The organism is Janthinobacterium sp. BJB446 (assembly GCF_002735655.1).
Classification (GTDB): Bacteria; Pseudomonadota; Gammaproteobacteria; order Burkholderiales; family Burkholderiaceae_D; genus Janthinobacterium; species Janthinobacterium lividum.
Genome location: NZ_PDZK01000001.1, coordinates 2,562,099 through 2,588,999, shown reverse-complemented (window position 1 = coordinate 2,588,999; position 26,901 = coordinate 2,562,099). Strand labels below are relative to the sequence as shown.

Sequence of the window (26,901 nt, the reverse complement as noted above, 5' to 3'; positions counted from 1 at the left end):
TTGTACTGAAATACTGAATATGAATTAACGTTTGTCGAGGCGCTTGGCGATGCGCGTGCCGGCGAACTGGATGGTTTGCACCAGCACGATCAGGATGGCCACGGTGGCGACCATGATGTCCGTCTCGAAGCGGTAGTAGCCGTAGCGGATGGCCAGGTCGCCGATACCGCCGCCGCCCACCACGCCGGCCACGGCCGAATACGACAGGAAGCTGATCGACAGCACGGTCAGGGCCAGCACAAGGCCGGAGCGCGCTTCCACCAGCAGCACGCGGAAGATGATCTGCATTTCCGACGCGCCCATGGCATGCGCCGCTTCGATCACGCCGCGCGGCACTTCGCGCAGGTTCTGTTCCACCAGGCGCGCCAGGTAGGGAATGGCGGCAAACGACAGCGGTACGCTGGCTGCCAGCGGGCCGATCGAGGTGCCGGCGATGATGCGCGTAAACGGCGTCAGGGCGACCAGCAGGATGATGAACGGGAAGCTGCGCACGGTATTCACCAGCCAGCCCAGGATCGTCGACAGCGGACGGTTTTCCAGCGACTGGCCTTCCGAGACGAGGAACAGCAGGATGCCCAGCGGGCCGCCGATCAGGATGGCGGCGGTCAGGCCGATGCCCAGCATGGTCATGGTCTGGCCCAGCGCCACCCAGATTTCCGGCAGCAGGTTGATGACGTTATTGATCGATTCTTCAAACATGTGTTGCATCCTTCCATGCGGTGGCTTCAAACGCCTCGGTGCCGTAGTAAGCCAGCTCGCGTCCCAGCGCCGTCTTGCGCGGGGTGGCCGTGTCGCTCAAATCGAATTGTTCGGCGATGGCGCCGTTTTCCACGACAGCCACGCGGTTGCAGATGGCGCCCAGCACCGACAGCTCATGGCTGACGATGACGATCGTCACCCCCAGGCGTGCATTGATGTCGCGCAGGGTGTCGAGCAGGGCGCGCGTGGTTTCCGCGTCCAGCGCGGACGTCGGCTCGTCGCACAGCAGCACGTCCGGGTGGCTGGCCAGGGCGCGGGCAATGGCCACGCGCTGTTTCTGCCCGCCGGACAATTGCGCCGGATAGCTGTGCAGCTTGTCGGACAGGCCCACCAGCGCCAGACATTCCTCGACGCGGGCGGCGATCTGCTCGCCCTTGGTCGTGCCATGGATTTTCAGGGGGAAGGCGACGTTGTCGAACACGCTGGCGTTTTGCAGCAGGTTGAATTGCTGGAAAATCATGCCGATGTTCTGGCGCGCGTCGCGCAATTCGCTCTTGCCCAGGCGTGTCAATTCGCGCCCGGCCACGGTAATGGTGCCGCTGTCGGGGCGCTCGAGCAGGTTAATCAGGCGCAGCAAGGTCGATTTGCCGGCGCCGCTCTTGCCGATCAGGCCGAAAATATCACCGGGATAGACTTCCAGCGTGACCGATTTGACCGCGTGGAATTGTTCGCCTTTGGGCAGCGCGAAGGTCTTGTTTGCGCCATCGATGCGAATCACCGGCGTACGGTGTGGTGTGGTCATGCAGTGTTTCCTTTTTTATTGGACCGTGACAGGCTTGCTTGCAGGGGCCAAATCGCCCAGCCTGCCACGTCGGTTGCGTAGTATACCTCCGATCGTGTTATTACTCCTACGACAGAATCTTGCTTTGAATATGCAAATAATGTCTATATGGGTGTTTGGCGAGAGTAAAAGCGGTTTTTGTGCGATCAGCCAATGGAAAATTCGACGGGAATCGATAATTCCAGCGGGTCCGGCCGTTCCTTGGGGATGCGCGGCAGTGGCGCGGCCCGTTGCAAAGTATCGAGCGCGGCCTGATCCAGCGCCGCGGAACCGGAGCTGCGCTCGATGGCGGCGGCCAGCACCTGGCCATCGCGGTCGATGCGGCAGCGCAGGTACACCACGCCCTGTTCCTGCTTGGCGCGCGACGCCGTCGGGTAGCGGCGGAAGCGCTCCATGCGCGCCAAAACCTTGCCTTCCCAGCTCGATACGCCGCTGCGCAGCTCCTGCGGCGCGGGCGGCAGGGCGGGCGAGGGCGGCGCCGCCGCGATGGACGCCGTGGCCGCCGGTGCCGGGGTCACGGGCGCATGCCGCACTTCGGCGACGGCCGCGATGCTCTCGGCTTGCGGCGGCATGGGTGCGGCATCCGGCTGCGGCAGTACCAATTGTTGGATTGCCGGCGCTGCCTTTTTGGCAATGGCGGCGGATGGCGCGGCGGCGGCGCTGACCCGTTCAGCAAGATTCTGCTCCAAAGGGCGGGGCGGGGCGGCGGCCGGCAGGAACAGCAGCATGGCCGGTTGCGCGGCGTCGGGCGCGATGGCCAGCACGGGCGCTGCCGGCGCGCGGTGGTACAGCGCCCATCCCAGCAGGGCGCCATGCATGGCGAAGACGGCGGCTATCGTCAGCGGACGGCGCCAGTCGGTCGGCGGCGTCTTGTCGGCGGCCGCCGTCGGCGCCGGCCCTTCCGGGCGGCGCAGCAGATAGATGAGGACGGCGATTTCCATCGCGCCCACCATGGCGATCACCCACCAGGGCGGATGGCCGAGGCACATGGCGACAAAGCCGATGGCCATGCCCAGGCAGGCCATGGCCTTGCCGCGCCGCGACACGGCGCGGTGTTCGCGCCACTGCCGCAGGGGCGCGCCAAAGCGGGGGTGATGCAGCAGCCAGTGCTCCAGGCGCGGCGAGGCGCGGCTGAAGCAGGCCAGCGCCAGGATCAGGAAGATCGTCGTCGGCATGACGGGCAGCATGGCGCCGATCACGCCCAGCGCCACCATCAGCATGCCGGCGGCCGTCCACGCCCAGCGGCGCAGGCGTGCCGTGTGCGCTTCCGCGCCGGCCTGGATGACTGGCTCTTCCATCAGGCGCAGGCCTCCACGTGGCCGTGCATGCGCAGGAAAGCGGCGCGCGCGCCGTCGATCATGCGCGCTTCACCCGCCTCATCGAGGATGGCCGTATCGAGCACGGAGGTAAATTCGCGCCAGTGCCGCGCGCGTCCGTCAGGGTGGCCAGCCAGGTGGCGCGCGCCGTGATGCTCGTCCAGGCCTATCTTGCCGGCCAGTTTATACAGGATGGCCGCGCCCAGCTTCGAGCCTTCGCTCACATACAGCCAGCCCAGCGCCGTGGCCAGGTCCAGCTGCGCGTCGAACGGCGGCGTGGCCGCATCGGACGGCAGCGCGGTGTCCAGGTCGCGCAGGTCGGCGGCGATGCTGGCGTAGCGGCGGCGCTGTTCCAGGTCCGGCAGCAGGGCCGCCAGTTGCGCGTTGTCGTACAGCGCGTCGACGTCGCGCAGGAACGCGTACTGCGCCTGCAAAAAGCGCGCATAGTTCTCGCGGCTGGAAAACGGTGCGCTGGCCATGATGCGCTGGTCCAGCAATTCGTGGGTGGCCATGGTGTCGGCTTTCAGGCGCTGGCTGCGGGTTGGGGCCGCGTTAATCGGAACGGCGTTCAAGGTGCTGCTGGTGTCGCTTGCTGCATGCATGGAATATCTGCTCTCTATTATAAGGATGAATCAAATCAGAAACGAAGGCCAAGCGTGACGCGCGCCGTGCGGCCCGGTCCCGGCATCAGGCTCAGGGTCAGCGGATCGAGGTAGTAGCGGTCCGTCAGGTTGTCCACCGCCACGTCCAGGGTGGCGTTGGGCGTGATCTTGTAGCTGGCGAACAGGTCGGCCAGGGTGTAGGCCTGCGTCAGCACTTGCGGCGAGGTGCCTGTCCACGACTGCCAGACGGCCTTGTCGTCCTGTCGCGCGAGCGGATGGCCCACGTGCGTCAGGCGCGTACCCACGGTGAGTTTTTCCTGCAGCCAGCGCGTACCCAGGGTCAGGTTGGCGCTCAGCTTGGGCTGGATATGGTTGCTGACATACGAGCTGGAAAAACCGATGGGCGAGCAGTCTGGCGTGTTCCAGATATCCGATTGCCACTTGCTGGCCTGGCGCAAATACGCTGCCGTGGCCGCGTCGCAGATCAGGGTCTTGCGGTTCCAGGTGCCGGAAAAATCGGCAAACACGCTACCCCGGTCATATGAGGATTGCAGTTCGATCCCCGAGACGCTGTATTTGTCCGTGTTCGCCATCGAGAAATTCTGCGCGTAGGCCGGCAGGTCGGGTATCGGGCGGCGCGTGATGTAGCCATGCGTGACGTTGTCGAAGTAGGACACGCGCAGACGCAGCTTGTCGCTGGCGCTCCACACGCCGTCCTTGACCAGGCTGAAGCCGATTTCGCGGTTGTGGCTGCGCTCGGGCCTGAGCGGCGACGAATAGGTGGCCGAAAAGCCCATCGTCGATTCGTACAGGCTGGGCATGCGCAGGCCGCGCGCGTCGCGCAGGAACAGGCTGACGCTGTCGGACAGGCGCGCCGTCAGGGCGAAGGTGGGCGAGAAACCGTGGTCCTTGCGGCGGATCGGCGTGCTGTACTTGAACAGGCCGGGGATGGCGTCGCGGTAGACATAGCCATTGCCGCTCCACTGGTCCACCTGCGACAGGTCCAGCGGCGCCGGTTCCTCGCCATAGCGTTCCACCATGCCGCCCACCAGCGCGGGATTGGTGGCCGCCGTGAACTGGCCCTGCGCATCCTGGTACCATTTCGCGGCGCCGAGCTGGTCGCCGTCCTTGTCCCACATGGTGACCCATTGCCAGCCCTGCGGCTGGTACTGCTGTTCCGCGCGGCGGTTGCGGTCGCGGGAATCGAAGCGCTGGAAGCGTCCGCCCGCGTCAACGGTCAGCCAGTCGCGCGCCTGCCACTGCAGCGACGCAAATACGCTTTGCTCGTGGCGCTTGCCGTTGCGCAGGGTGTGATTGGCGTTCAAGTCTTCATCGAGGATGCGCACGCTATCGGCCGGACCGATATCCTCGTTCTGCAGGGACAAGCCGTAATCGAGCTTGAGCGCGCCCATGCCGGTGGCGAAGCGCGAGGTGTTCGTCAGGTCGGCGCCAACGCGGCGCGCCTGGTTCTTCGCCAGGTACAGCACCTCCACGCACTCCTTGCATTCATGGTCGCCCGGATTGGGCTTGCCTTCCAGCGGATTGCTGAAGATGTCGCCGTTGCGCGACTTGCTCTGCATGTCCGTCAGCCACAGGTTGGCCTTCAGGTCGATGAGGTTCTGGCCTTCCGGTTTCCACTCGTAGCGCGCCGTCAGCGCATTGGTGCGCACCTGGCTGGGGTCCCACTGCGGGATGCTGCCGGTGCTGTTGCGGTAGATTTGCGAGGGCATGATTTCGCCATAGCTGCTGTCGAAATAGCGGTAGCCCAGCTCCAGCTTCTGCTCGTGCGGCAGGCGCAGGTTGGCCTTCAGCAGGGCCGAGGTGGTGCGGTTGGCCGTGTTCAGCACCTCATCGCCGCGCTTGAAGAACTGCGTCACGCCATTGTCGTCGCCCCATTCGTTGAGCAGCTGATAGCGTTCGAAACCGCGCGTGCCGGAAAAATAATTGCCGATGCTGCGGTGGCTGATGGCCGCCACCAGGTCGTAGTCGTCCTGGCGCGTCGCCACGGCGATGCTGCCAAAGCCGCTGCGCGGGTTGCCCAGCTTGTTGCGGTGCGTGCGCGGCGCGCTGCCGAAATCGCCGGGTGCCGTGACGCTGTTGTCCTGGATGCCGCCGCGCAGGCGCACGCCCGTGCGCTGGCCTGCCAGCAGAATGTCTTCCGGGCGCAGGGTCTGCATGCTGACCATGCCGCCGATGGCGCCGGCGCCCTGCGCCGACAGGTTCGGGCCCTTGTCGATGCGGATGGCGCTGATCAGGTCCGGGTCGATGTAGCTGCGGTCGGCGATACCCGCGTAGCCGCGGTAGACGGTCGACGATTGCAGGCTGCCGTCGATCAGTACGGGTACGCGGCCCTGGCCCTGCATGCCGCGCACATTGACGTCGACGGCGCCACTGTTGCGGCTGTCGCCCACCTGCACGCCGGCCACGCCCTTGAAGATATCGGCCGGCGAGGTGCCGCGGAAGCGCTCGATCTGTTCGCGCCCGATGTACACGGAGGCGGCCGGCGTCAGGTAGGGCAGGTCGGACGGATCCGTGTCGTCCGCCTCGAACGTGCCGCTGCCGCCCTGGCCATTCACGCGCAGGGTGCCGATCTGCACCGCGCCGGCGGCGACAGGCGCGGGTGCGCTGATGATGATGGTCGTGCCGCCCTGCAGCTGTGCTTGCAGGCCGCTGCCGGCCAGCAGCTGGCGCAGCGCCTCGGGCAACGAATGCCGGCCTTGCAGCGGGGCGCTGTGCCGGCCTTCGGTCAGGCGCGCATCGGCCAGCAGCACCATGCCTGCCTGGCGCGCCAGTTCGTTCAGCGCGCGGCTCAACGGTTGCACGGGGATCTGCCATTCCACCTGCGCCACCGGCGCGGTGGCGGCATGCGTGGCGGGTGTGGCGAAGGCCAGGCCGATGGCCAGGAACAGGGGAGACAGGCGGGCGTGCAAGGGATGGCGCGGTGGAGTCATGTGCATGTTTTTCCTATGGTGATGTGGTGATCATTCATAGTTAAAACGAATGAGTATCATTTACCCTGACGTGCGGATTGATTTTATTTCGCTGCATGCTCCGGCAATCAGCGGGCGACGATATGCAGCTTGCCGTCCTGGCGCAGCAGGCGCACGGGCAAGGCCAGCGGCAGGGCGGCGGCAAATTGCGCCGGCAGCTTCGCGTCGAAGCTGCCGTTCAGGCGCAGGCCGGCCAGGGCCGGATCGCCGAGCACGAGGTTTGTGTCGCCATAGCGCTCGAATTCGGCCAGCGCTTCGGCCAGGGTCGCGTCCTCGAAATCGAGGCGCCCGGCACGCCAGTTTCCCACCGCTTGCGCGCTGACCCTGGCCAGCGTTTTCACGCCCTGCGGCGTGACGGTGACAGCGTCGCCCGCCTGCAGCACTTGAGCGCGCGCGTCGCCTTCCCCTTCCACGCGCACCGTGCCTTGCGCCACCCTGACTTGCGTAGCGGCCCCTACATGGCGCACTGAAAAATGCGTGCCCAGTACCGTGGCCGTGGCCGGCCCCGCCAGCACCTGGAATGGACGCGCCGGGTCGGCCTGCACATGGAACATGGCCTGGCCGCGCAGCAGGCGCACGGTGCGCCTGTCGCGGTACAGGGCCACGTCGACGGCGCTGCCGCTATCGAGTTCGATGCGGCTGCCGTCGGGCAGGACTTGCGTGGCAAACTGGCCGCGCAGCGTGCTGTAATCGTGCTGGAAGCCGGGCTGCTGCAGATGGCTGGCCAGCGGCCAGGCCAGCAGGCCGCACAGCAGCAGGCAGCCGCCGGCCAGCGCGCCGCGCGGCAGCCGGCTCGCCGCCAGCGGTAAATGCGCCAATCGCTGTAGCAGCGAAACAGGGGCCGCAGCGGATGAGGGCAGGGCGGGCTGGCTGAAGGCGGCCACGCGCTGGGCGGGCAGGCTGGCCAGCAGCGCGTCGGTGCGCGCCAGCGCATCCCAGGCATGCTGGTGGCGCGCGTCCGCTTCCAGCCATTGCCGCAGCGCCGTCAGTTCAGGCGCGGCCAGGCCGGCGTCGTGGCGCAGCAGCCACTGCGCGGCCTGGAAATCGATGTCGTCTGCCGGAGTCGGGTTGGGTGTCATGCGCGGTCTTTTCCAGTATCGCGTTCGGGCATGCCTTTTTTACAGGCGAGCATGCCATTGATGATATGTTTTTCCACCATGTTGACGGAGATATCCATCTGGGCGGCGATCTCGATCTGGCTCATACCTTCGAATTTGTACAGCGCGAAAGCCTGTCGGCAGCGCGGCGGCAAGGCTTCGATGATGGCCAGCAGGCGTTCCATGGTTTGCCGGTCGTGCAGCCGTTGTTCGGGTTCGTCGGCGCGTGGCGCGCGCAGCTGGAAATGCGGTGTGTCGATGTCGTCGTGGGGGCGGCGCTGGCGCAAGCGCTGTTCGTCGATGGCGATGTTCTTTGCCGTCACGTACAGCAGTGCGCGCTGGCCGCTATCGGGCGCCATGCTCCCTTGCAGGGGAGCTGCGCCGCCGAGCGGCTTGCGCGCCAGGATGCGGGCGTAGGCTTCCTGCACCACGTCCTGCGCCTTGTCGCGGCAGCCGGTGGAGCGCGAAATCAAGCGCAGCAATTCCTGGTAATAGCGTTCAAGCACCGCGCGTTTCCTCGTTATCAAAGCCGGCAATGATAGCAAGCCCATCAAATAATAACAAGAATCATTCTCATCTGTATTGCTGGATAACGCTGGATATTTTTGGCAATGCAGACAATAATCGGCAACAGAAGGCGCTGTGGCGGACCTTATTGGCGGGTATTATCGATTTTATCGATGCTAACTAGGTATATTTTCCGTTTTACATCGATCTTCATGCCATGCATAATCTGTTGCAACTGAAGCCAGACAATCAGCCGCATGCGCCATTCGCCTGCAGCTGCTTGCGGTTTTGACATCCTCCACTTTCTATCAGGAACCTACAATGAAAAAACTGCTCGCTTTTATCGCCGCCGCCGGCTTCTCGCTGTCCGCGTTTGCCGCTCCTGAAGTCTATGTCATCGATGGCAGCCACACCTTCCCCCGTTTCGAGTACACCCACATGGGCTTCTCGACGCAGCAAAGCCGTTTCAATAACACCACCGGCAAGGTCACCCTGGACCGCGCCGCCAAGACGGGCGCCGTCGAAGTGCTGATCGACACCAAGTCCGTCGATACGGGTTCGACCCTGTTCAACTCGCACATCCAGGGCGAAGATTTCCTCGACACGGCCAAGTTCCCGGTCGCCACCTACAAATCGACCAAGTTCAATTTTGACGGCGACAAGCTGGCTTCCGTCGACGGCAACCTGACCCTGAAAGGCGTGACCAAGCCAGTTACCCTGACCGTCACCTCGTTCACCTGCGCCCCGCACCCGATGCTGAAAAAAGACGCTTGCGGCGCCAATGCCACGGCCAAGATCAAGCGCTCGGAATTCAACGCCGGCAAATATGCGCCAGCCGTCAGCGATGATGTCACCCTGACGTTTGCCATCGAAGCGATCAAGCAGTAATTGTTGGCTGCATGATGCAAAATGGCGGCGGACTTCGGTCCGTCGCCATTTTTTTGTCATTGGTAGGTCGGATTGCTGGTTAGGATCACGCCAGGTGATGCACCTCCTGCTGCCCATACACGGGGGTAGTTAATCCCTCCATGCGCGCCTTCAGCTGCAGCGACAGGTATTGCGAATAGTGGCGCGACTGGTGCAGGTTACCGCCGTGGAACCACAGGGCTTGCTGCTGCGTGGGTTTCCACATATTGCGCTGCTCGCCTTCCCACGGCCCCGGATCCTTCGTCGTGGCGGAACCGAGGCCCCACACCTTGCCCACTTTATTCGCCACCTCGGGCGAGATCAGATCGGCCGCCCAGCCATTCATGGAACCGTAGCCGGTGGCGTATACCACCAGGTCGGCCGGCAGTTCCGTGCCGTCGGACAGCACGATGGAACGGGCTTTCAATTCCTGCACGCCGACGCCGCTTTTCAGCTTGATCTTGCCCTCGGCGACAAGCTCGGAGGCGCCCACGTCGATATAGTAGCCGGAGCCGCGGCGCAGGTATTTCATGAACAGGCCGGAATCGTCGTCGCCGAAATCGAGCATGAAGCCCCGTTCTTCCAGGCGCGCATAAAAGTCCGCGTCGCGTTCGCGGATGGCCTTGAAGATGGGTTTCTGGAAGTCGGCCAGTATCTTGTACGGGATCGAGGCGAACGTCAGGTCGGCCTTGGCCGTCGTCATGCCGGCGGCCAGCGCCCGTTCCGAGTACAGGTCGCCCAGCGCCAGGTCCATCAGCGAGTCCGACTTGACGATGTGCGTCGACGAGCGCTGCACCATGGTCACGTCCACGCCAGCTTCCCACAGGGCGGCGCAGATATCGTGCGCGGAATTGTTCGCGCCGATGACCACCACCTTCTTGCCGGCATACGCATCCGGCCCCGGATGCTGCGACGAGTGCTGCTGCTCGCCCTGGAATATGTCCATGCCCTTGAACTTCGGCATGTTCGCCTTGCCCGACATGCCGGTGGCCAGCACCAGCTGTTTTGGCTTGAGGGTGACGGGCTGGCCGTCGCGCAGGACCTGCACCGTCCACTCGCCGCTGGCCTCGTCGAAGCTGGCCGATTCGCATGAAGTCGAACCCCAGTAATTGAGCTCCATTACCTTGGTGTACATCTCCAGCCAGTCGCCGACCTTGTCCTTGGGCGTGAAGACGGGCCAGTTGTCGGGGAAGGGGATGTACGGCATGTGGTCGTACCAGACGGGGTCGTGCAGGCACAAGGACTTGTAGCGCTTGCGCCAGCTGTCGCCCGGGCGCGCATTTTTCTCGATGATGATGGTGGGGACGTTCAACTGGCGCAGCCGCGCGCCGAGCGCGATGCCCCCCTGGCCGCCTCCGATGATGACGCAGTAGGGCTGGCGCGCGTAGCCCAGTTCCGCCGCTTCCTGCTCGCGGTGCTCCAGCCAGCTGCTGCGGTTCGTGCGCGCGCCGTGTTCCGCGCCCATGGGCCGCCGGCCGCCCTTGGCTTCCTCAAAACCCTTCAATTCGCTCATGGTGGTAAGCAGGGTCCAGATCTTGCCGTCGCGGATGCGGATGAAGCCTACGCCGCGCGCCACGTTCGTTTCCACCGTGATCCAGCTTTGCAGCACGCCACCGGCTTCCACCGCATGTTCGCCATCGGCGATGCGGATGGAAACGGGCTGCACGGCGCCCAGCTGGGCGGCCAGCATGGCGGCGATCTGCTCGCGGCCCTCCAGGGTTTTCAGGTTCCAGGTAAACAGCACCAGGTCGCGCCAGTAGCCGTCCTGTTCGAACAGTTGCGCGGCGCCCGTGCCGTCGCTGGCGCGAAGAAAGCCTTCGAGCTGCTCCAGGATGCCGGCCACGGCCAGGTCGTGCGGGTTGATTTCGGTTTGCATCGTGTCTCCTCCAAGTCTGCTGACTTTATGATGGTATGCGGCTGTCTTGCCGCTGACGATGTTGTAACACTGGCGTTCTGGCGCCGCATCCCGCAGCGCAGCATGGCGGCGATTGAGACGGAAATCTCAGCTTTTCGATCGGTTACTGGCGGTGCGGCGGCACGATTTTCAAGTGCTTGAGGCGGCGGTACAGGGTGGCGCGCGAGATGCCCAGCATGGCGGCAGCCTGCAGCGGACGCCATTTGGCGGCGTTCATGGCGTGGGCGATGCGCGTGCGCTCGGCCAGCTCCGGCGGGGTGTAGGCCAGCACGCCCTCCGTCACAGGGGCCGTGTTCTTGTCGCGTGTTCGCGCGCTGGCCTGGCGCAGCGGCGCGCGCACGCGGGCGTGCAGCCAGGTGCTGCCGCCGGCCAGGCGCAGGGACAGCAGATTGTGTCCCGCGCGCGCATCGACCAGCCGCTCGGCGCGCACTTCCAGCACCTCGTTGACGGGACGCGGCAGGACGTCCAGGCTCCCGATGACATCGCGCGCGCAGCGGTTGGCGGCGACGATGTCGCCATGCTCGTCGATGGCGAGCAGCATCTCCGGCTGCACTTCCACGAAGTGGCGGTTGCGGTGCGCCAGCAGGATGCAGCAATGGCCGTAGGACTTGAGAAAAAATCCGTCCTCGATCAGCGTCGCGCCTTGCCGCACCAGTTGTTTTACCAGGCGCTGGCTGTCGCGCGCGTCGGGCGAACTCAGGGCCGACGCATCGAGCACGCCGATCAAGTCGCCGTGCGGCGAAAAAATCGGCGCGGCGCTGCAGGTCAGGCCGGTGAACGCGGCGCGGAAATGGTCGGTCTTGTGCACGGTGATGGCTTCGTGGTCGAGCAGCACGGAGGCGATGCCGCACGTGCCTTCCTCTTCTTCCGACCAGCACGAACCGGGATACAGGCCCGCCTTCTTGAAATCCTTGCGCTGGTCCGTGTCGACCGCGTAGTCGATGGTCACGCCGCGCGCATTGGCGAGGATGACGCAGTAGCCCGCTTCGCGCACCATGGCGTGCAGGCGCGGCAGGCACTGGCCCGTGGAGCGCAGAAAATTTTCCTCGGATTGCTGGATGGCGCGCAGTTCGGCGCTTGTCAGGATGCGCGGCCCTGTCGTCGAGGCGGGGTCGAGCCGGTAGTCGTCCAGCGAGCGCCGGTACGACGACGCCAGCCTGGCCGTGTCGGCTCCCGGATTGACGATACGGCCGGCGATCAGGTCGCGCACGCGGTCGATATGGCTGGTCTGGCGGACGTAGGGCATGGCACTCTCCAGTGTCTCGGTATCTGGTGTTTTGATGGTCTTTCCGTTTGTAGCACGAAGCGCCGGCACATGCATGCCGCATTGCAGCATGGGACTGCCGTGAGACGTTTGTCTCACCTCGGCCGCACCGCACGATAGGATGCCTTACAACAAGAGCATCTCTGATAACATTCGCTCAAATATACAGTCAGCCAGCGCAAGGGATATCTATGGCAATGCAAACGATGTTCCTGGTACGCAGAACGATGGTGCTGGCGATGCTGGGCTGGAGCGCCGCCTGCGGCGCCGCCGGCCAGCTCGATCCCGATGGCCAGAGCAGCATGGAGAAGGAAGTGGCCCGGCGCGCCGCCGTCGAGCCGGCCATCGGCGCCGACTGGCAAGTGACGCGTTCCGTCGAAGCGGGCGTGCAGGTGGCAGGCGAGAGCAATCTGTTCTGGAAGCTGTCGAATACGCCAGCGCGCAATCCCGACTTCGATTTTCATCCCTACTGGTACGAGTTCTATGTCAAGCCGGCGCTCGGCTTCAAGCGCAATCTGGGCGACGGCAAGCAGCTGTATGCGCGCGTTTCCGCCGTCGGCTCGGGCACCTTGCGCCACGACCCTTTTGGCGCGGGCGATACGGGCCGCATCTCGATCGAGGAATTCGTCGCCGGCATCCGCATGCCGCTCGGCGGCACGCGCGCCACCCTCGACCTGTCGGCCGGCGCGCAGAGTTTCACGCTGGGCACGGGCATGCTGGTCGCCAATGGCGGCTCGAACGGCTTTGACCGTGGCGCGCTGAAACTGGGGCCGCGCAAGGCCTTCCAGAATTCCGTGGTGGCCAAAATAAGCCAGGATGCGCTCAGCGCCCAGGCGTTCTATCTCGACCCGAATGAAAACCCCGACAACGATTCGGGCACGCGCGTCGTGGGCGTTGACGTCAGCTACGCGCCCGCGAACGACCGCAAGGCGGGCATCGCGTATGGCAAGGCGCCCCGTTCGCATGCCGCGTATCCGCAGGCGGCGCCGGGCGGCATCGGCGCGCCGCTGGCCGTGCCTGACGGCCGCAAGGACCTGCAGTTCGTGTATGGCTATGCGCGCGTGCCCTTACTGCCCACCGTGCTGCCGAAAGGCTGGTTCGGCGTGGACGCGGCGCGCGAATGGAATACGCGCGAGCCGATGCGGGCCTGGGGCTGGCGCACGGAAGGGGGCTTTTCCCTGCCCGACGTGGCGTGGACGCCGAAGTTCACCCTCGGCTACCAGAGCTTTTCCGGCGACGATCCGCGCACGGTGCGCAACGAGCGCTTCGATCCGCTGTTTTTCGAAGGCACGCCGGGCGCCTGGGCTTCGGGCAGCAAGGCGACCTGGGTCTTTGTCAATGCCAACGTGAATGCGCTGCAGGCCACCATCGAGCTTCACCCGACGCCGAAAGACACCGTGACCGCTTACCTGGCCCAGGTACGCGCCAACCGGATGGGCAGCCCGCTGCAGTTCGGCCAGGCGACGCGCCTCGATGTGCCGGGCGACGCGCCCGTGGTGATCTCCGGCGTGCTGCGTCCGATGCTGGCGAACGATGTCTTCGTCAAGTATGTGCGCGTGGTCAACCCGAATACCTACCTGACCCTGGGCTTCAGCGCCTCGTTCGCGCAGTCCGGCGTGAACCAGCTGGTGAACGGGCAGGCCCGGACCTGGACGGGCTGGCTGGCCAACGTCGTATGGGTGTATTAAGTATTTTGTTTATCAAGGAGAGCATCACATGAACGATTTCCCCAGCATGAAACGCATGGCCCTGGCCGCAGCCTGCCTTACGCTGGCTGCCAGCGCCCATGCGGCAGCGCCGCTGTCGGCCGCCGCCAGCGACCCGGCTACACTGCAATGGATGGTGGGCGCGCCGCCGCCGGCCGATAAGATCATCCGCTTCGACGATGGCAGCTATTTCAATTTCCCCCAGCTGCGCTGGAGCGTGTCGCACTTCCGCCAGCTGATGCCGACGGTGGAAGTGGCGCGCGGCCTGAAAGCGCCCGTGCCTTTGCCGCGCGCGCTACGCAAGGATATCGACAGCCTGCGCTTCACGCCCCTGGGCGCGCAGGACGCGATGACCTGGGAGCAGTCGCTGGCTGCCAACTACACGGATGGCATCGTCGTGCTGCACCGGGGCCGCATCGTGTATGAACGCTATTTCGGCGTATTGAAGGAAAGCGGCCAGCACGGCGCCATGTCCGTGACGAAGTCCGTCATGGGCACCATCGGCGCGGCCCTTGTGGCCGAAGGCAAGCTCGATCCAGGCAGGAAAGTGGCCGAGTATGTGCCGGAACTGGCGAAGTCCGCGTTTGGCGACGCCACCGTGCGCCAGGTGCTTGACATGACCACGGGCCTGAAATTCAGCGAAGATTACGCGGACCCGAAAGCGGAAGTCTGGCAGCACGCGGCGGCCGGCAGCCCGCTGCCCAAGCCGAAGGATTACACGGGGCCGCGCAGTTATTTCGAGTACCTGCAGACGGTGCGGCACGAGGGCAGGCATGGCGAGGGCTTCGGCTACCGCACGGTCAACTCCGACGTGCTGGGCTGGATCATCGCCCGCGTCACGGGGCAGAACGTCAACGAATACCTGTCCGAGCATATCTGGCAAAAGCTGGGGGCCGAGCAGGATGCCTACATGACGGTCGATTCGACGGGCACGCCGTTTGCCGGCGGCGGCTTGAATGCGGGCTTGCGCGACCTGGCCCGCTTCGGCGAGATGCTGCGCAACGATGGCCGCTACAACGGCCAGCAGATTTTGCCCAAGGCGGCCGTCGACGATATCCGCCGCGGCGGCGACAAACAGCTGTTCGCCAAGGGTGGCTATGATTTGCTCAAGGGCTGGAGCTACCGCGACATGTGGTGGGTCACGCATAACGACCATGGCGCCTACATGGCGCGCGGCGTGTACGGCCAGCGCATCTACATCGACCCGAAGGCGGAAATGGTGATCGTGCGTTTCGCCTCCACGCCGACGGCGGCCAACGCGGCCAACGACCCGACCACCACGCCGGCGTTCGAGGCGCTGGGCAAGCTGCTGCTGGCCAAGCCGCAGTAGCCGGCCAGTTGTGCCCGTGCCAGCCGTGCGGCGGAACGGGCGCAACTGCAATACACTATCCTTTCGTCATCATTCGTTGCTTGAATGGTAATTCATGCGCCGTACGCAAGGGGAACGCACCGTGGAAACCAGCCAGCAGGATCAACCGCGCCCGCCGCTCTGGCGGCGTCTGCTGTGGCCGGTCGCCCAGCTGGGCTCGGCCTTCAAGCTGACGGGCACGCACCTGCTGCACCACGTGATCGGCGCCAGCCTGATCGCCGCGCTGATGCTGGCGCTGGAAGGTTTTCACGTGCTCGAATGGCTCGATGCGGCCATGCTGCGCGCCAGCGCGGAACAGGGGCAACTGCTAAACCGGGGCAAGGACCCGGGCGCCGCCTACCGGCCCGGCATCATCGAAATCGACCAGCCCGCGTTCGAGCAGGTCTTCGACGAGCGTGAACCGCTGGAGCGTTCACGTCTGGAGCAATTGATCGCCAGCGCCGCAGCGCGCGGCAGCAAGGTACTGGCCATCGACCTGGACCTGGCGCCGGCCGTGTATGAACAGCACAAGGTGGGCGAGCGGCCGCTGGACCGCCTGCTCGACCGGCTGGCCGCCGATGGCCGGCAACTGGTGCTGATCCTGCCCGAGCAATCGGACCGCAATGCGAACCTGCCGTGGATACGTGCGCGCTGCGCCGCCGGCATCCACTTTGCCAGCCCGCGGATCCGCGAACGCATGGGCGCCGTCACGCGCATCGAGCTGAAAAGCCCCGTGCTGGCGGCCGTGGCCTTCGAGCTGGCGCATGGCGCCGACGAGCAGGAGCAGAAGCAACCCATGCCGGCCGCCCTGTCCGAGCAAAAGGAAGTGGTGGCGCTGGCTGGCCGCGTGTGCCAACTGGCGCGGCGTACGGGCAGCGAAAAGGAGTTGGCGCGCTGGGCGTTCGAGCCCGTCATCCGCGGCGACGCCAAGGCGGCGGCCGAACAGAACGCCGTCACCGCACCGTTTCACCCGGCCGCCGTGGCGCCGGCATTCCTGAATCCCACGCGCACGCGCGTGAAACTGATCGATGGCCAGGCCGGAGTGGAGGCCGCGGCATTGCGCAAGAACGTCGTGTATATCGGCAGCACGTATGACGTGCGCGACCGCTACACGACGGCCGAAGGCGAGCAGGCCAGCCTGCACCTGCATGCGGCCGCCCACACGTCGCTGGGCATCGGCACGGCCGACGTCAACAAATATGCTGTGTTCGTGGCCGACATCGTCATCGGCGTGCTGCTGGGCTGCCTGTTCGGCGGCCTGTGGACCCTGTACGGCCGCGCCGAGCTGGCCATCGACCGGCGCATGGAAGACCACGATTTCAGCCGACTGCACCGCATGGGCACGCTGGCGGAATTCTATGGCATCCGCCTGATGCTGGTGCTGGTGTGGGCCTCGCCGTTTGCCATCGGCGCGCTGGCCATCTACCTGTCGCGCGGCTTGCTCGAACAGGGCTGGTGGGTCAACCCCGGCCCGCTGATCGCCGGCATGTTCCTGCACGCGATGTCGCTGCGCGACGAAGCCCACCATCCGCACGAGGAAGTGCCGGGCCTGTCCGTGTGGGCCCAGCTGCGCCGCACGCATCCGGGTATCGTGCTGGTGCAGGCGCCGCTGGCGGTGGTGCTGTTGGTGGTGGCGCTGGTGTAAAGCTAATTACTGAATTCACGCAGGTCGCCAGGTACAGTCGCTACGCAGTTTAGGGTGCTTGATTTATCTATCTTATTCCGTTTTTTTGACGTCGAATTGGAGAAATCGATGAATTCCAATGGCTCATTGCAGATCAGTTTTGTTCCTGCAAAGCTGTAGCGAATGTAAGCTGAAATCGTGCTCAATTCGCCATCCGACTTTGTTTCTATATTCGTGTGTTTTATTATTTCCTTAAGCTCTGGTTTTAGTATTTGGAATTTCTTTTTATTGTTGTTGTATATTTCGGTGCTTTCTAAAAGTATTTTTGATGCGGGAGTAAAAATTAATACAAGGAAAAATGTTGAATAGATGAAAATAACTGAAGTATTTGCTAGTACTTTAGGTATGTTATGTGCTCCAGTATTTTCTTTTCGTAACATTAGGTAAATCAGGCCTGGAGAAAGCGCTGCAAGCGGGATAAGAAATAATGTTATTAATTTATTCATTATTTCATTGCCTGAATTTGCTGCATAATGCGACATGATTCCATCAAAGAAAAATATCGGGAAGATTATTCCGAATATTGCAAAATTCGACATGGCAATCACTGCAAGCGTATTGGCGATTTTCCATTTTCTGGTATGTGTTGTCGGGTTTGAATTTCCCAACTTATCTGATTTTACGTATCCATAAAGGGATGTTGTTATTATTGGAAGAATAAATATCCAGGTATAAGTTTCGTCCATATATGGACTCGCATTTATCACGAGCAACCAGGAACTAAGTGCTATCCAATAAATGGTAGAGACTTCTTTTTTTATTTTTTGATTTTTATCAAAATAAGATAGGGTAATTCCCATCAGTATCGATGGCGTTGAAAGAATGAATAAACTAATTGCGCTCAACGCTACTGCTGCCAGAACCAGAAAGGTGAGTCCCGTTACTGTCATGGCTGATTCATAAAATAAGCCACTCCATTGGATATGTTTTAAATACATCCAGAGGAATAATCCGGCGCATGCCAGCGATAGGGGTGGCGCTACTCGCCATGCGATGTCAAGCATGTCTTTTGTTATGGATAACCAATCTTTGATGGTTTCCTTTTTTGTGGACGGGACTTTGTTTTTCGATTTGAAGTTAAGTATTTTATTTTGCGAAGTCATTTTTTATTGGAAATGTATGAGGTGTCAAATAGTGCAATAAATATCATGATGTGGCATTTAAAATATTTCAGTATTGATGCATGTCATGATTATGGTGGTTGAATTGAATGAGGTTGTGATTTTTAGGTATTTGGATGTGATTATTTAATGGCATAACCGAGTTGCCATTTTTAGTGGTTTCGGAAAACCATAGACACCTAAAGATGCCTGCAGCAATTTCGGATGATTTTCCGGTGATGTCGGCTTCCGGTGCAGACAAAAGCTTATCCTGGTGTTGCATTTGGCCGGTTGAGACGTTCGGCTGGAAAATGCAGACACACCCTTAAACAGCACACAGTCGCGGCAGTGAAGAGGGAGCTGCGCGGGCTTTTAATATTGATGCGATGGAAGCACAGTCATCATGGGATAAGGAGGGTTGCCCGCTTGTCAGTGCTGCTGGCGCGTGCCAGGTAGTATATATACGCGCCTGGACTGCCTGATGGGCGACGTGGGGATATGTGCGCCGCACCTATCCCGGAATCATGCTGCTGTTGGCGCTGGCGTAGGCAGGCTGCGCTTGAATCCGATCAGCCGATCAGCTTCAACCCCGGTGGCAGCGCCTCGCCCAGCATGCGTTTCGTGCTCGCTTCGTCCAGCTGCGTCACTTCGCTGACCATGGCCTGCCACAGGGGTGGGGCGCCCACGGCTTTCAGGCGGGCCAGGATGGTGGTCCGCAGCTCGTCGCCGATGTCGCGCGAGCGGTCGCCCGTCATGCGTGCCAGGTGGGTGGCGGCGAAGGCGGCCGGTTCCACTTTTTTCCAGTCCAGCGCCAGCAGCACGTGCAGCCAGTCGGCCACGCTGGCGCTGTCGACCACTTCGTGCGCGCTGCCGTGGAAGGGCTGGCGCGCGCCGACCCTGGCCAGCGCCCACAGGGTATTCGTATCGGCCGCTTCCCCCTTCTTGCTGGCTTTCTCCAGCCGCTTGATCAGCCAGGCGCCCACTTCGGCCTTGTAGGCGCCGGGGATGCGCTCGAGCGACGCGCCCAGGCGCAGCATGTCGTCGTCGCTGCCGTTGACCAGGGTGACGGGGCGGCTGCCGCGCTGGGCCGCATCGGCTTGCAGGTTGAAGGCGAAGTCGTCCAGCAGGCGCAGTTGCTGCTCGGGGTTCAAGCCGCCAGCCACCCGGCGCCACAGGGTCCACCATTCGGCGCACACCTGGTTGTCCTTGTGATGCTGCACGCCCGCGTCGAACATGGCCCACAGCTGCTCGATGCGCCACGGGTCCAGCGCGTCGCCATAGCCGGGCCGCAAACAGTAGCCGGCCAGGTTCAGCCAGACCCGCTCATGCTCGGCGGAGCGGCGCCGGCCACGGGCGCGCAGCAGCAGGGCGTCGAACAGCTGGCGCAGCAGGGGAGTCTCCCAGCTTTCGCGTCCGCCCAGCCCCCGTTCCAGGTGCTGGCGCAGCTGCCGCACTTCCTTGGCTTCGACCTTTTGCGCCTTGCCACCAAAGATGCGCTCGATCTTCTCGACCGCTTCTTTCACGCGCGGCGAAACGGCTTGAGCCTCGCCATCTCCTTGCTCTTCCTGCCCAGCGCGCAACTGGAATTCCAGCAGCCAGCGCTGGCCGGCATCCGCTGCGGCCACGCAATGCACTTCCAAAGTCCCTACCTCGGTCATGACTGTCGCCAGCTGCACGGTGATTTCGCGCTTGTCACTGGCATCCTGTTTGTCGTGCAGCACGCTGGCCAGCGGCGGCAGGCGCAAGTATTCTCCGGCGTCCAGGTCGACGATTTCGCCCAGTTGCGGCGGCGTGCCCGCCTCAAAGAGGGACGTGGCCAGGTGGAAGCGCACGGGCCTGCCCAGGCGCAGCGCGAACAGCCGTTCGGTCAGGCGGATTTCCTCGCCGCTTGCGCTGCCACGGGGCAGGATGCAGACGGCGCGCTTGTCCTTGCCCGCTTCGCCCAGTACGAGGAAATAGCTGCGCGGCGAGCCGCCGCCGATGCGCGGCGCCTGGCCGCGCCGGGCCAGCGCGTAGGCGACGGCGCCACGGGCCACGGCCACGTCTGGATTGTCATTGTGCAGGATGGTCAAGGGCTGACCACGCCAGTGCGCCAGGGTCTCGGCCAGGCGGCGCGCCAGCGCGTCGGCGCGGAACACGCCGCCATTGAGCAGCAGGGTATCGGGCAGTGCGCCCTGATGTTGTTGTAAAAAGCCGGCCAGGTGACGCGTGATGGCCGCGTCCTGCGCATACGGCAGGCCGAATTCCACGATGCCGGCGCGGCCCTTTCTGGCCACCTCGCTCAGTTCCACCTTCGGGAAGAAGCCATCGACCACCATGGCCGCCACTTCCTCGCGCGTGACGTCGACGGAACGGCTGCCGCCGATCAGGCGCGAACCGGCGCCCAGCAGGGTGACGGTGGCGCTCTCCGGCGCATCGTTCGACAGCAGCAATTCCTTGGCGGCGCGGCAGCGTTCCATCAGCTGCGACAAGCGCGCGGCCGATAGCTTCATGCCGCCTTCGCTGCCCGCCGCCATGCGCGTTTCCACCAGGTGGGCCAGCGCCAGGTCCATATTGTCGCCGCCGAGGATCAAATGGTTGCCCACGCTGCTGCGCGTGAGCTGCGGTTCGCCGTCGTCATCGAAGTCCACGTCGATGAGGCTGAAATCCGTGGTGCCGCCGCCCACGTCGCACACTAGAATGCGGCGCGTATCGGCCAGGTCCTCGCGCAGGGTGGCGCGCTGGCGCTGCAGGAAGTCATAAAAGGCCGCCTGCGGTTCTTCTACCAATCGTAGCGCAGGCAAGCCCGCCATGCGGGCCGCTTCCAGGGTGAGTGCGCGCGCACCCTCGTCGAACGAGGCGGGGATGGTCAGCACCAGTTCCTGTTCTTCCAGCGGAGAATCCGGGAAGCGGTGATTCCACGCGGCGCGTACATACGCGAGATAGCTGGCGCTGGCCACGACGGGCGACACCTTGGCCACGTCGGCCTCGGCGCCCCACGGCAAAATGGGCGCCTGGCGGTCCACGTTCGCGTGCGACAGCCAGCTCTTCGCGCTGGAAACGAGGCGGCCCGGCACCTGGGCGCCGAGCTGGCGCGCCAGAGCGCCCAGCACGGCATGCTCCAGGTCCTGCTGCGGCCAGGGCAGCTGCAAGTCGCCCGCCGCCAGTTCGCCGGCGGCAGGGTGGTAGCGCAGGGACGGCAGCAGGGGGCGTGCGCCCACTTCGCCGGGAGCGACCAGCTGCTCGATGGCGAACAGCTGGATGCCCGCCTGCGCATCGTCGGCATTGGCATAGGCGACCACCGTGTTGGTGGTGCCCAGGTCGATGCCGACCAGGAAGGCCGGCTTGCCCACAGCGCTGCGCATGCCTATTGCTGCGGCGTGCCGCGCACGTCGAATTCCACTTTCCAGCGCTCGGCGCCATCAGGGGAGACGGCCAGCAGCTCCAGCGTGCCCGCTTCCGTCACGCGCGCGTGCAGCTTGACTTGCACCACGTCGCCGGCCTGACGGCCTTCGGCGGACAAGGTCGCCTGGATTTCGCTCAGCTCCTGCAATTCATCGGGGCCCCAGAAATCGAGCAAGTCGCCGATCTGGTCGTTGCGCCGCGTGGACGAGGCGAAGAAGCGGAAGTGCACGGGTTCGCCCACGACCAGGCCGAATTGCTGGCCTGGCAGTTCCAGTTCGCTGCCTTCTTCCATGCCGAACGGCGCCACGCACAGGGCCTGGATAGGCGGTTCCATGCCGGGGATGGCCGGCATGGCCGATTCGATGGCGACATAAAAGGCGCTGGCTGTGCCGCCGCGGATGCGCACGCCATGGCCGCGCCGCACGTAGCTGTAGTAGGCGGCGCCGCGCGCCACGGCCAGGTCCAGGTCGGCCCCGGCCAGCATGCGCGCCGGTTCCGCGCCTTCCATGTACAGCCAGTCGTTGACGGTGGCCATGATGCGCTGCACCAGCAGGTCCGACTTGAAGACGCCGCCGTTGAACAGCACGGCCGTCGGGTGCAGGAAGCTGGCGCCGTCCGCCTGGCGGCCGGCAAAGCCTTCCAGTTCGGCCGTTGCCGCCACCTGGCGGCCCAGGAACGCGGCCAGGTGGCGCGTGATGGCCGCATCCTGCGCATACGGCAAGCCCAGTTGCGTCAGGCCGGCGCGCGTGCGCACGGCAGGACGGCTCGATGCTTCCACTTGCGGGAAGAAGCCGTCGAGGATGAAGGTGGACACTTCCGCGCGCGTCAGTTCCGTGCGGATGGAGCCGCCGATCAGTTTCGAACCGCGGCTCGGCACGACGATGGGCGCCACATCGAGGCCGCTGTCGGCCAGCAAGCTTTCCTTGGCGCTGCGGCAGCCGTAGGTCAGCGCGCGCATCTGCCAGGCGTCGAGCTGGGTGCCGTTGGCGGCCAGCTTGCGGGCCACCAGGTGGGCCAGCGCCAGGTCCATATTGTCGCCGCCCAGCAGGATATGTTCACCGACTGCCACGCGGTGCGGTTCCAGCACGCCGTCGCGCTCGAGCACGGCGATCAGCGAAAAGTCGCTGGTACCGCCGCCCACGTCGACCACCAGGATGATGTCGCCCGGCTTGACTTCCTTGCGCCAGCGGCCTTCGCTGGTCTGGATCCAGCTGTACAGGGCCGCTTGCGGCTCTTCCAGCAAGGTCAATGAGGAATAACCGGCCGCCTGCGCCGCTTCCATCGTCAACTCGCGCGCTGCCGGGTCGAACGAGGCGGGAATGGTGACGGTGATTTCCTGCTCGGCGAACGGCGCTTGCGGGTGGGCGTTGTCCCAGGCCTGGCGCAAGTGCGTCAGGTAGCGCGTGGCGGCCGTGATGGGCGAAATGCGCGCGACTTCGGCCGGCGCGTCGTTCGGCAAGATCGCCGCGCGACGGTCCACGCCCGGGTGGCACAGCCAGCTTTTCGCGCTCGACACCAAACGGATCGGCGTGGTGGCGCCGCGGCTGCGGGCCATTTCGCCAACGACGAACGGCGCTTCGGCTTCCTCGGTGACCCAGGGCAGGGCCAGATCGCCCGCCGCCACTTCATCGGCGTGCGGCAGGTAGACGAACGATGGCAGCAGCGACAGCTCTTCGACGGTGCCCGGCGCCGACAGTTGCGGCACTTTCAGCACGCCATGGCTGGACTTTTCGCCGTCGCTCTCGACCAGGTTGACATATGACAGGGCGCTGTGGGTGGTGCCCAGGTCGATGCCGATGGCGTAGCGCGGGGTAGGGTTGATCGTGTCGCTCACAGTTCCACCTCGGCCGGTGCCAGTATGGCAGCGTCGTGCTGCTCGCTCAGTTTCGGCAGGCGCACGCTGGAGGCGCGCCAGCCGCGGTGGCTGAGGGTACCCGTGAACGGCGCGGAGCCGACCACATTGCCCGTCAGGCGTACCTGGGCGGAGTCAAAACCTTCCTGCAGGACGATGCGGCTGCCCTCGGCTTCCTGGCGCACGGCCTCGATGGTGAAATACTCGCGCATGACCTTGGCGCAGCCTTCATGCACCACGCGGGCGGCCGCGCCGATATCGGCATCGGCATGGCTGCCCAGGTTTTCCTGGGTGAAGTCGATCAATCGCGCTTCGCGTTGCAGCAGGGCCAGCAATTGCAGGGCCGCGTCCGGCGTCGCTTCCTTCAAAATGACGGGCGCGGCGGCTGGCGCCGGAGTTGGGGCCACTGGCGCCACCGGGGCGGCTTCGGGCAGGGACAGCTTTTCCACGCGGGCCGCATAGGCGGCGTCCGACAGGGTGCTGAAGAAGGCGCCGAAAGCCAGCGGGACACGGCGCCAGAACGATGGGTGCGACGATGATGTGCTCATAGGGAACTCGTTTCTCTGATCTGTAGGGAGGCGTCGGCGGCGCGCCGGAGGGCAGGTCCGCTTCGCAGGGTAGTGCATGTGCCGCGCCAATATGGCCGGCTGCGTTTGCCCGCATGATACCAGCTACCGGGCCGCCGCCAAAGTCGCCACCCCCCGCGCAGTAAGCCTGAGGCGTGGTTTTTCTTTGTTCCTGCGCAAGGAAACGCTCGATTTCGTGCCGTTTCGACTAGAATCGCGCATTATCTTTTTGCCTGACCTTGACGCCATGTCTACCGACTTTTCCCCGTATCTAGCCAGCAGCACTTACATGGACAGCGACCATCCTGCCGTGCGCACCAAGGCGGCTGCACTGGCGGCAGGCGCGGTGGGCGACGCCGCCATCGCGGCCCGCTGCTTTGCCTTCGTGCGCGACGAGATCGCCCATAGCTGGGACTACCAGCGCAATCCCGTCACCTGCCGTGCTTCCGACGTTTTGCAGCACGGCACGGGCTATTGCTATGCGAAGAGCCATCTGCTGGCGGCGCTGCTGCGCGCCAACGGCATTCCTGCCGGCCTGTGCTACCAGCGCCTGGCCGTGGGCGAGGTGGGGCCGCCGTTCTGCCTGCATGGCTTGAATGCCGTGCATCTGCAGGAGTTCGGCTGGTACCGCATCGATGCGCGCGGCAACAAGCCCGGCGTCGCTGCCGCCTTCACGCCGCCACGGGAACAGCTGGCCTTTCCCGTGCTGGCGACCGAAGAGCGCGACTTGCCGGAAATCTGGCCGGAACCGTTGCCGCAGGTGGTGGCGTCCTTGACCTGCCATGCGACCGTGCAGGATGTGGCGGCGCACTTGCCCGATATCGAATTGTTGCCGCTGCAAAAATAATCCAAAGAAAGAAATCATGAAAAAAATATCCATATGCCTGTTTGGACTGTTGCTGCTGGCCGGCTGCGGCAGCAAGGGCGAGAGCGGCGGGCAGTCGAGCGCCGCGCGTCTCGAAGGCAAGGAAAAGGGCAGCGAGTTCCTTGCCTATGAACATAATGTCAGCGTCGATACGCGCGAGGCGCAAGTGCGGCCCCTGTATGAAAAAGTGGTCGCCGCCTGCAAGGCCGATACGGAAAACGGCTGCCTGCTGCTCGATTCCAGCGTCGACAGCGGCCGCTACGTGCATGCGCGCATCAGCATGCGCGCCAAGCCGGCCGGCATCAAGAAGCTCGTCGCGCTGGTCGCGGCCGAAGGCGACGTCACCAGCCAGGGTACCAAGGTGGAAGACCTGGGCCGTCCCGTGCTCGACAGCAAGAAACGCCTGGAAATGCTCAAGCAATACCAGGCGCAATTGCAAGACCTGGAAAAACGCTCGGGCACCAACGTCGATGCCCTCATCAAGGTGACCAAGGAACTGGCCACCGTGCAAGTGGAACTGGAGCAGGCGACGGCCGCCAATGCGCTATTGATGCAGCGTATCGATACGGACTTGTTGAACGTGGCCATCAGCGCCGAAGGCAGGCAATCGTTCTGGCGGCCCGTCAAGCGCGCGCTGGGCAATTTCACGGAAAACCTGTCGGAAGGCGTGGCCAACGCCATCACTGCCATGGCCTACATTCTGCCGTGGCTGATCGCTTTCGTGCTGCTGTTCCCGCTGGGCCGCAAGGGCTGGCGCCGTCTGCGTGGAGCTCCGCGCAAGGATTGATGCCGGGATTGCTGCGTCCTGCGCACCGTTTTACGGCAATTTGAAACCTGGCTGCACAGTCCTTGTGCAGCCAGGTTTTTTTTCGTGCGGCGAGCGCCGCTTGCACCATGGCGGACGCCTGCCGGTGCTGGCATGCATTCTGCTTTAACAACATAGCAGACCCAGCTCGACCCCCACGAACCCATCACAGGAGTCCCCATGACACGACGCATCATCCTGAAAGCGGCCGCCGCCGGCGCACTGGCCCTGGCCATGTCCACCACCATGCAGGCAGCCTTGGCCGCCGACACCATCAAGGTGGGCATCTTGCACTCTCTGTCGGGCACCATGGCCATTTCCGAAACGTCGCTCAAGGATGTGGCGCTGATGACGATCGCCGAGATCAATGCCGAGGGCGGCGTGCTGGGCAAGAAGCTGGAAGCCGTCGTCGTCGATCCCGCGTCGAACTGGCCCTTGTTCGCGGAAAAAGCGCGCCAGCTGGTGGCGCAGGATAAAGTGGCTGTCGTGTTCGGCTGCTGGACATCCGTGTCCCGCAAATCCGTCTTGCCGGTGTTCAAGGAACTCAACAGCCTGCTGTTTTACCCGGTGCAATACGAGGGCGAGGAGCTGGAAAAGAATGTGTTTTATACGGGCGCCGCGCCGAACCAGCAGGCGATTCCTGCCGTGGAATACCTGATGAGCAAGGATGGAGGCGGCGCCAAACGCTTCGTGCTGCTGGGCACGGATTATGTGTATCCGCGCACCACCAACAAGATCCTGCGCGCTTTCCTGAAAAGCAAAGGCGTCAAGGATAGCGATATCAGCGAGGTCTACACGCCGTTCGGCCATGCCGACTATCAAACCATCGTCGCCAACATCAAGAAATTTTCCACGGGCGGCAAGACGGCCGTCATTTCCACCATCAATGGCGATTCCAACGTGCCGTTCTACAAGGAACTGGGCAATGCGGGCTTGAAAGCCACGGACGTGCCCGTCGTCGCGTTTTCCGTGGGCGAGGAAGAATTGCGCGGCATCGATACCAAGCCCCTGCTGGGGCACTTGGCGGCGTGGAATTACTTTGAATCCGTCAAGAACCCCGTGAATACGGCCTTCATCAAGCAGTGGAAAGCGTATGCCGTGGCGCAAAAGCTGCCGAACGCGGGTTCTGTCGTGACGAACGACCCGATGGAAGCGACCTATGTGGGCATCCACATGTGGGCGCAAGCCGTGGAAAAAGCGAAATCGACGGACACGGACAAGGTGATCGCCGCCATGGCCGGCCAGAGCGTCAAGTCGCCGTCCGGTTTTACCCTGACCATGGACCCGACCAACCACCACTTGCACAAGCCCGTGATGATCGGCGAGATCAAGGCCGACGGGCAATTCAATGTCGTGTGGAAAACCAAGGAACCGATACGCGCCCAGCCGTGGAGCCCGTTTATCAAGGGGAATGAGGGCAAGCAGAAGTTGTAGGCGCTATTACCCACCAGCAA

The 26,901-nt window shown here is 63.8% G+C and carries 20 protein-coding genes; 7 read left to right on the top strand and 13 right to left on the bottom strand.

All coding sequences use genetic code 11. The features are described 5' to 3' along the window. Window positions 1-24 precede the first annotated feature (24 nt). The 7 genes from CSQ92_RS11375 to CSQ92_RS11345 all read right to left on the bottom strand — a co-directional run bounded on the left by CSQ92_RS11375 (window position 25) and on the right by CSQ92_RS11345 (window position 8,051). Window positions 25-699, bottom strand: coding sequence for a methionine ABC transporter permease (locus CSQ92_RS11375; RefSeq protein ID WP_046683994.1), 675 nt, complete (start codon window positions 697-699; stop codon window positions 25-27). After that, window positions 692-1,501 (bottom strand): methionine ABC transporter ATP-binding protein, encoded by an 810-nt coding sequence (locus CSQ92_RS11370; protein ID WP_070222288.1) that lies wholly within the window; start codon window positions 1,499-1,501, stop codon window positions 692-694. Before CSQ92_RS11370 ends, CSQ92_RS11375 begins: the two co-directional genes overlap by 8 nt. A 185-nt stretch (window positions 1,502-1,686) precedes the next feature. Next, on the bottom strand, window positions 1,687-2,838 hold the full coding sequence (locus tag CSQ92_RS29615; RefSeq protein ID WP_180276994.1) for a TonB family protein: 1,152 nt from the start codon (window positions 2,836-2,838) through the stop codon (window positions 1,687-1,689). Further along, entirely contained in the window at window positions 2,838-3,458 is a 621-nt protein-coding gene (locus CSQ92_RS11360) for a biliverdin-producing heme oxygenase (RefSeq protein WP_099394166.1), read from the bottom strand. The genes CSQ92_RS29615 and CSQ92_RS11360 overlap by 1 nt, the downstream gene beginning before the upstream one ends. 35 nt (window positions 3,459-3,493) lie before the next feature. Next, complete coding sequence (locus CSQ92_RS11355) at window positions 3,494-6,415, bottom strand: TonB-dependent receptor (protein WP_099394165.1); 2,922 nt, start codon at window positions 6,413-6,415, stop codon at window positions 3,494-3,496. Between the two features lie 101 nt (window positions 6,416-6,516). Next, window positions 6,517-7,527: a FecR family protein gene (locus tag CSQ92_RS11350; RefSeq protein ID WP_099394164.1), complete on the bottom strand. Its 1,011-nt coding sequence runs from the start codon at window positions 7,525-7,527 to the stop codon at window positions 6,517-6,519. Next, window positions 7,524-8,051: an RNA polymerase sigma factor gene (locus tag CSQ92_RS11345; protein WP_099394163.1), complete on the bottom strand. Its 528-nt coding sequence runs from the start codon at window positions 8,049-8,051 to the stop codon at window positions 7,524-7,526. The genes CSQ92_RS11350 and CSQ92_RS11345 overlap by 4 nt, the downstream gene beginning before the upstream one ends. A gap of 322 nt (window positions 8,052-8,373) precedes the next feature. Here CSQ92_RS11345 and CSQ92_RS11340 point away from each other — a divergent pair, with 322 nt between their 5' ends. Next, on the top strand, window positions 8,374-8,940 hold the full coding sequence (locus CSQ92_RS11340; RefSeq protein WP_034779171.1) for a YceI family protein: 567 nt from the start codon (window positions 8,374-8,376) through the stop codon (window positions 8,938-8,940). Between the two features lie 85 nt (window positions 8,941-9,025). On the opposite strand, the gene CSQ92_RS11335 is transcribed toward CSQ92_RS11340, so the two are convergent. Together CSQ92_RS11335 and CSQ92_RS11330 are read right to left on the bottom strand one after the other, a co-directional pair. Continuing rightward, a complete protein-coding gene (locus CSQ92_RS11335; protein ID WP_099394162.1) occupies window positions 9,026-10,834 on the bottom strand; it encodes an NAD(P)/FAD-dependent oxidoreductase in 1,809 nt (602 codons plus the stop codon). A gap of 142 nt (window positions 10,835-10,976) precedes the next feature. Beyond that, window positions 10,977-12,119, bottom strand: a complete 1,143-nt coding sequence (locus CSQ92_RS11330) for a helix-turn-helix domain-containing protein (protein ID WP_099394161.1) — start codon at window positions 12,117-12,119, stop codon at window positions 10,977-10,979. 209 nt (window positions 12,120-12,328) lie between these two features. On the opposite strand from CSQ92_RS11330, the gene CSQ92_RS11325 reads away from it, so the two are divergent. The 3 genes from CSQ92_RS11325 to CSQ92_RS11315 all read left to right on the top strand — a co-directional run bounded on the left by CSQ92_RS11325 (window position 12,329) and on the right by CSQ92_RS11315 (window position 16,836). Beyond that, the gene (locus CSQ92_RS11325) at window positions 12,329-13,825 is read left to right on the top strand and encodes an alginate export family protein (protein WP_099394160.1); all 1,497 of its coding nucleotides are present in this window, start codon (window positions 12,329-12,331) and stop codon (window positions 13,823-13,825) included. A 28-nt stretch (window positions 13,826-13,853) separates the two neighbouring features. Beyond that, on the top strand, window positions 13,854-15,173 hold the full coding sequence (locus CSQ92_RS11320; RefSeq protein WP_373606032.1) for a serine hydrolase domain-containing protein: 1,320 nt from the start codon (window positions 13,854-13,856) through the stop codon (window positions 15,171-15,173). Window positions 15,174-15,267: 94 nt separating this feature from the next. Further along, the gene (locus CSQ92_RS11315) at window positions 15,268-16,836 is read left to right on the top strand and encodes a CHASE2 domain-containing protein (RefSeq protein ID WP_099394159.1); all 1,569 of its coding nucleotides are present in this window, start codon (window positions 15,268-15,270) and stop codon (window positions 16,834-16,836) included. 2 nt (window positions 16,837-16,838) lie between these two features. On the opposite strand, the gene CSQ92_RS28730 is transcribed toward CSQ92_RS11315, so the two are convergent. From CSQ92_RS28730 to CSQ92_RS11300, 4 genes are all read right to left on the bottom strand, one after another. Then, window positions 16,839-17,978 (bottom strand): hypothetical protein, encoded by a 1,140-nt coding sequence (locus CSQ92_RS28730; protein WP_143450350.1) that lies wholly within the window; start codon window positions 17,976-17,978, stop codon window positions 16,839-16,841. Window positions 17,979-18,544: 566 nt separating this feature from the next. Next, a complete protein-coding gene (locus CSQ92_RS11310) occupies window positions 18,545-21,319 on the bottom strand; it encodes an Hsp70 family protein (protein WP_099394158.1) in 2,775 nt (924 codons plus the stop codon). A 2-nt stretch (window positions 21,320-21,321) separates the two neighbouring features. Beyond that, window positions 21,322-23,193, bottom strand: coding sequence for an Hsp70 family protein (locus tag CSQ92_RS11305; protein WP_230521055.1), 1,872 nt, complete (start codon window positions 23,191-23,193; stop codon window positions 21,322-21,324). Continuing rightward, window positions 23,190-23,759 carry a DUF2760 domain-containing protein gene (locus CSQ92_RS11300; RefSeq protein ID WP_099394157.1) on the bottom strand — a complete coding sequence of 190 codons (570 nt, stop codon included), beginning with the start codon at window positions 23,757-23,759 and terminating at the stop codon, window positions 23,190-23,192. The genes CSQ92_RS11305 and CSQ92_RS11300 overlap by 4 nt, the downstream gene beginning before the upstream one ends. Window positions 23,760-24,066: 307 nt before the next feature. On the opposite strand from CSQ92_RS11300, the gene CSQ92_RS11295 reads away from it, so the two are divergent. From CSQ92_RS11295 to urtA, 3 genes are all read left to right on the top strand, one after another. Beyond that, a complete protein-coding gene (locus CSQ92_RS11295) occupies window positions 24,067-24,624 on the top strand; it encodes a transglutaminase-like domain-containing protein (protein WP_218964046.1) in 558 nt (185 codons plus the stop codon). A 16-nt stretch (window positions 24,625-24,640) separates the two neighbouring features. Continuing rightward, window positions 24,641-25,429 carry a DUF4349 domain-containing protein gene (locus CSQ92_RS11290; protein WP_070254544.1) on the top strand — a complete coding sequence of 263 codons (789 nt, stop codon included), beginning with the start codon at window positions 24,641-24,643 and terminating at the stop codon, window positions 25,427-25,429. A 198-nt stretch (window positions 25,430-25,627) separates the two neighbouring features. After that, window positions 25,628-26,881, top strand: a complete 1,254-nt coding sequence (urtA, locus tag CSQ92_RS11285; RefSeq protein ID WP_099394156.1) for an urea ABC transporter substrate-binding protein — start codon at window positions 25,628-25,630, stop codon at window positions 26,879-26,881. Window positions 26,882-26,901: the final 20 nt, after the last annotated feature.

Coding starts and splice junctions, on each gene's coding strand:
- CSQ92_RS11375 (WP_046683994.1), bottom strand. CDS start 699: ATGTTTGAAGAATCGATCAATAACGTCATCAACCTGCTGCCGGAAATC.
- CSQ92_RS11370 (WP_070222288.1), bottom strand. CDS start 1,501: ATGACCACACCACACCGTACGCCGGTGATTCGCATCGATGGCGCAAAC.
- CSQ92_RS29615 (WP_180276994.1), bottom strand. CDS start 2,838: ATGGAAGAGCCAGTCATCCAGGCCGGCGCGGAAGCGCACACGGCACGC.
- CSQ92_RS11360 (WP_099394166.1), bottom strand. CDS start 3,458: ATGCATGCAGCAAGCGACACCAGCAGCACCTTGAACGCCGTTCCGATT.
- CSQ92_RS11355 (WP_099394165.1), bottom strand. CDS start 6,415: ATGCACATGACTCCACCGCGCCATCCCTTGCACGCCCGCCTGTCTCCC.
- CSQ92_RS11350 (WP_099394164.1), bottom strand. CDS start 7,527: ATGACACCCAACCCGACTCCGGCAGACGACATCGATTTCCAGGCCGCG.
- CSQ92_RS11340 (WP_034779171.1), top strand. CDS start 8,374: ATGAAAAAACTGCTCGCTTTTATCGCCGCCGCCGGCTTCTCGCTGTCC.
- CSQ92_RS11335 (WP_099394162.1), bottom strand. CDS start 10,834: ATGCAAACCGAAATCAACCCGCACGACCTGGCCGTGGCCGGCATCCTG.
- CSQ92_RS11330 (WP_099394161.1), bottom strand. CDS start 12,119: ATGCCCTACGTCCGCCAGACCAGCCATATCGACCGCGTGCGCGACCTG.
- CSQ92_RS11325 (WP_099394160.1), top strand. CDS start 12,329: ATGGCAATGCAAACGATGTTCCTGGTACGCAGAACGATGGTGCTGGCG.
- CSQ92_RS11320 (WP_373606032.1), top strand. CDS start 13,854: ATGAACGATTTCCCCAGCATGAAACGCATGGCCCTGGCCGCAGCCTGC.
- CSQ92_RS11315 (WP_099394159.1), top strand. CDS start 15,268: ATGCGCCGTACGCAAGGGGAACGCACCGTGGAAACCAGCCAGCAGGAT.
- CSQ92_RS28730 (WP_143450350.1), bottom strand. CDS start 17,978: ATGACTTCGCAAAATAAAATACTTAACTTCAAATCGAAAAACAAAGTC.
- CSQ92_RS11310 (WP_099394158.1), bottom strand. CDS start 21,319: ATGCGCAGCGCTGTGGGCAAGCCGGCCTTCCTGGTCGGCATCGACCTG.
- CSQ92_RS11300 (WP_099394157.1), bottom strand. CDS start 23,759: ATGAGCACATCATCGTCGCACCCATCGTTCTGGCGCCGTGTCCCGCTG.
- CSQ92_RS11295 (WP_218964046.1), top strand. CDS start 24,067: ATGGACAGCGACCATCCTGCCGTGCGCACCAAGGCGGCTGCACTGGCG.
- CSQ92_RS11290 (WP_070254544.1), top strand. CDS start 24,641: ATGAAAAAAATATCCATATGCCTGTTTGGACTGTTGCTGCTGGCCGGC.
- urtA (WP_099394156.1), top strand. CDS start 25,628: ATGACACGACGCATCATCCTGAAAGCGGCCGCCGCCGGCGCACTGGCC.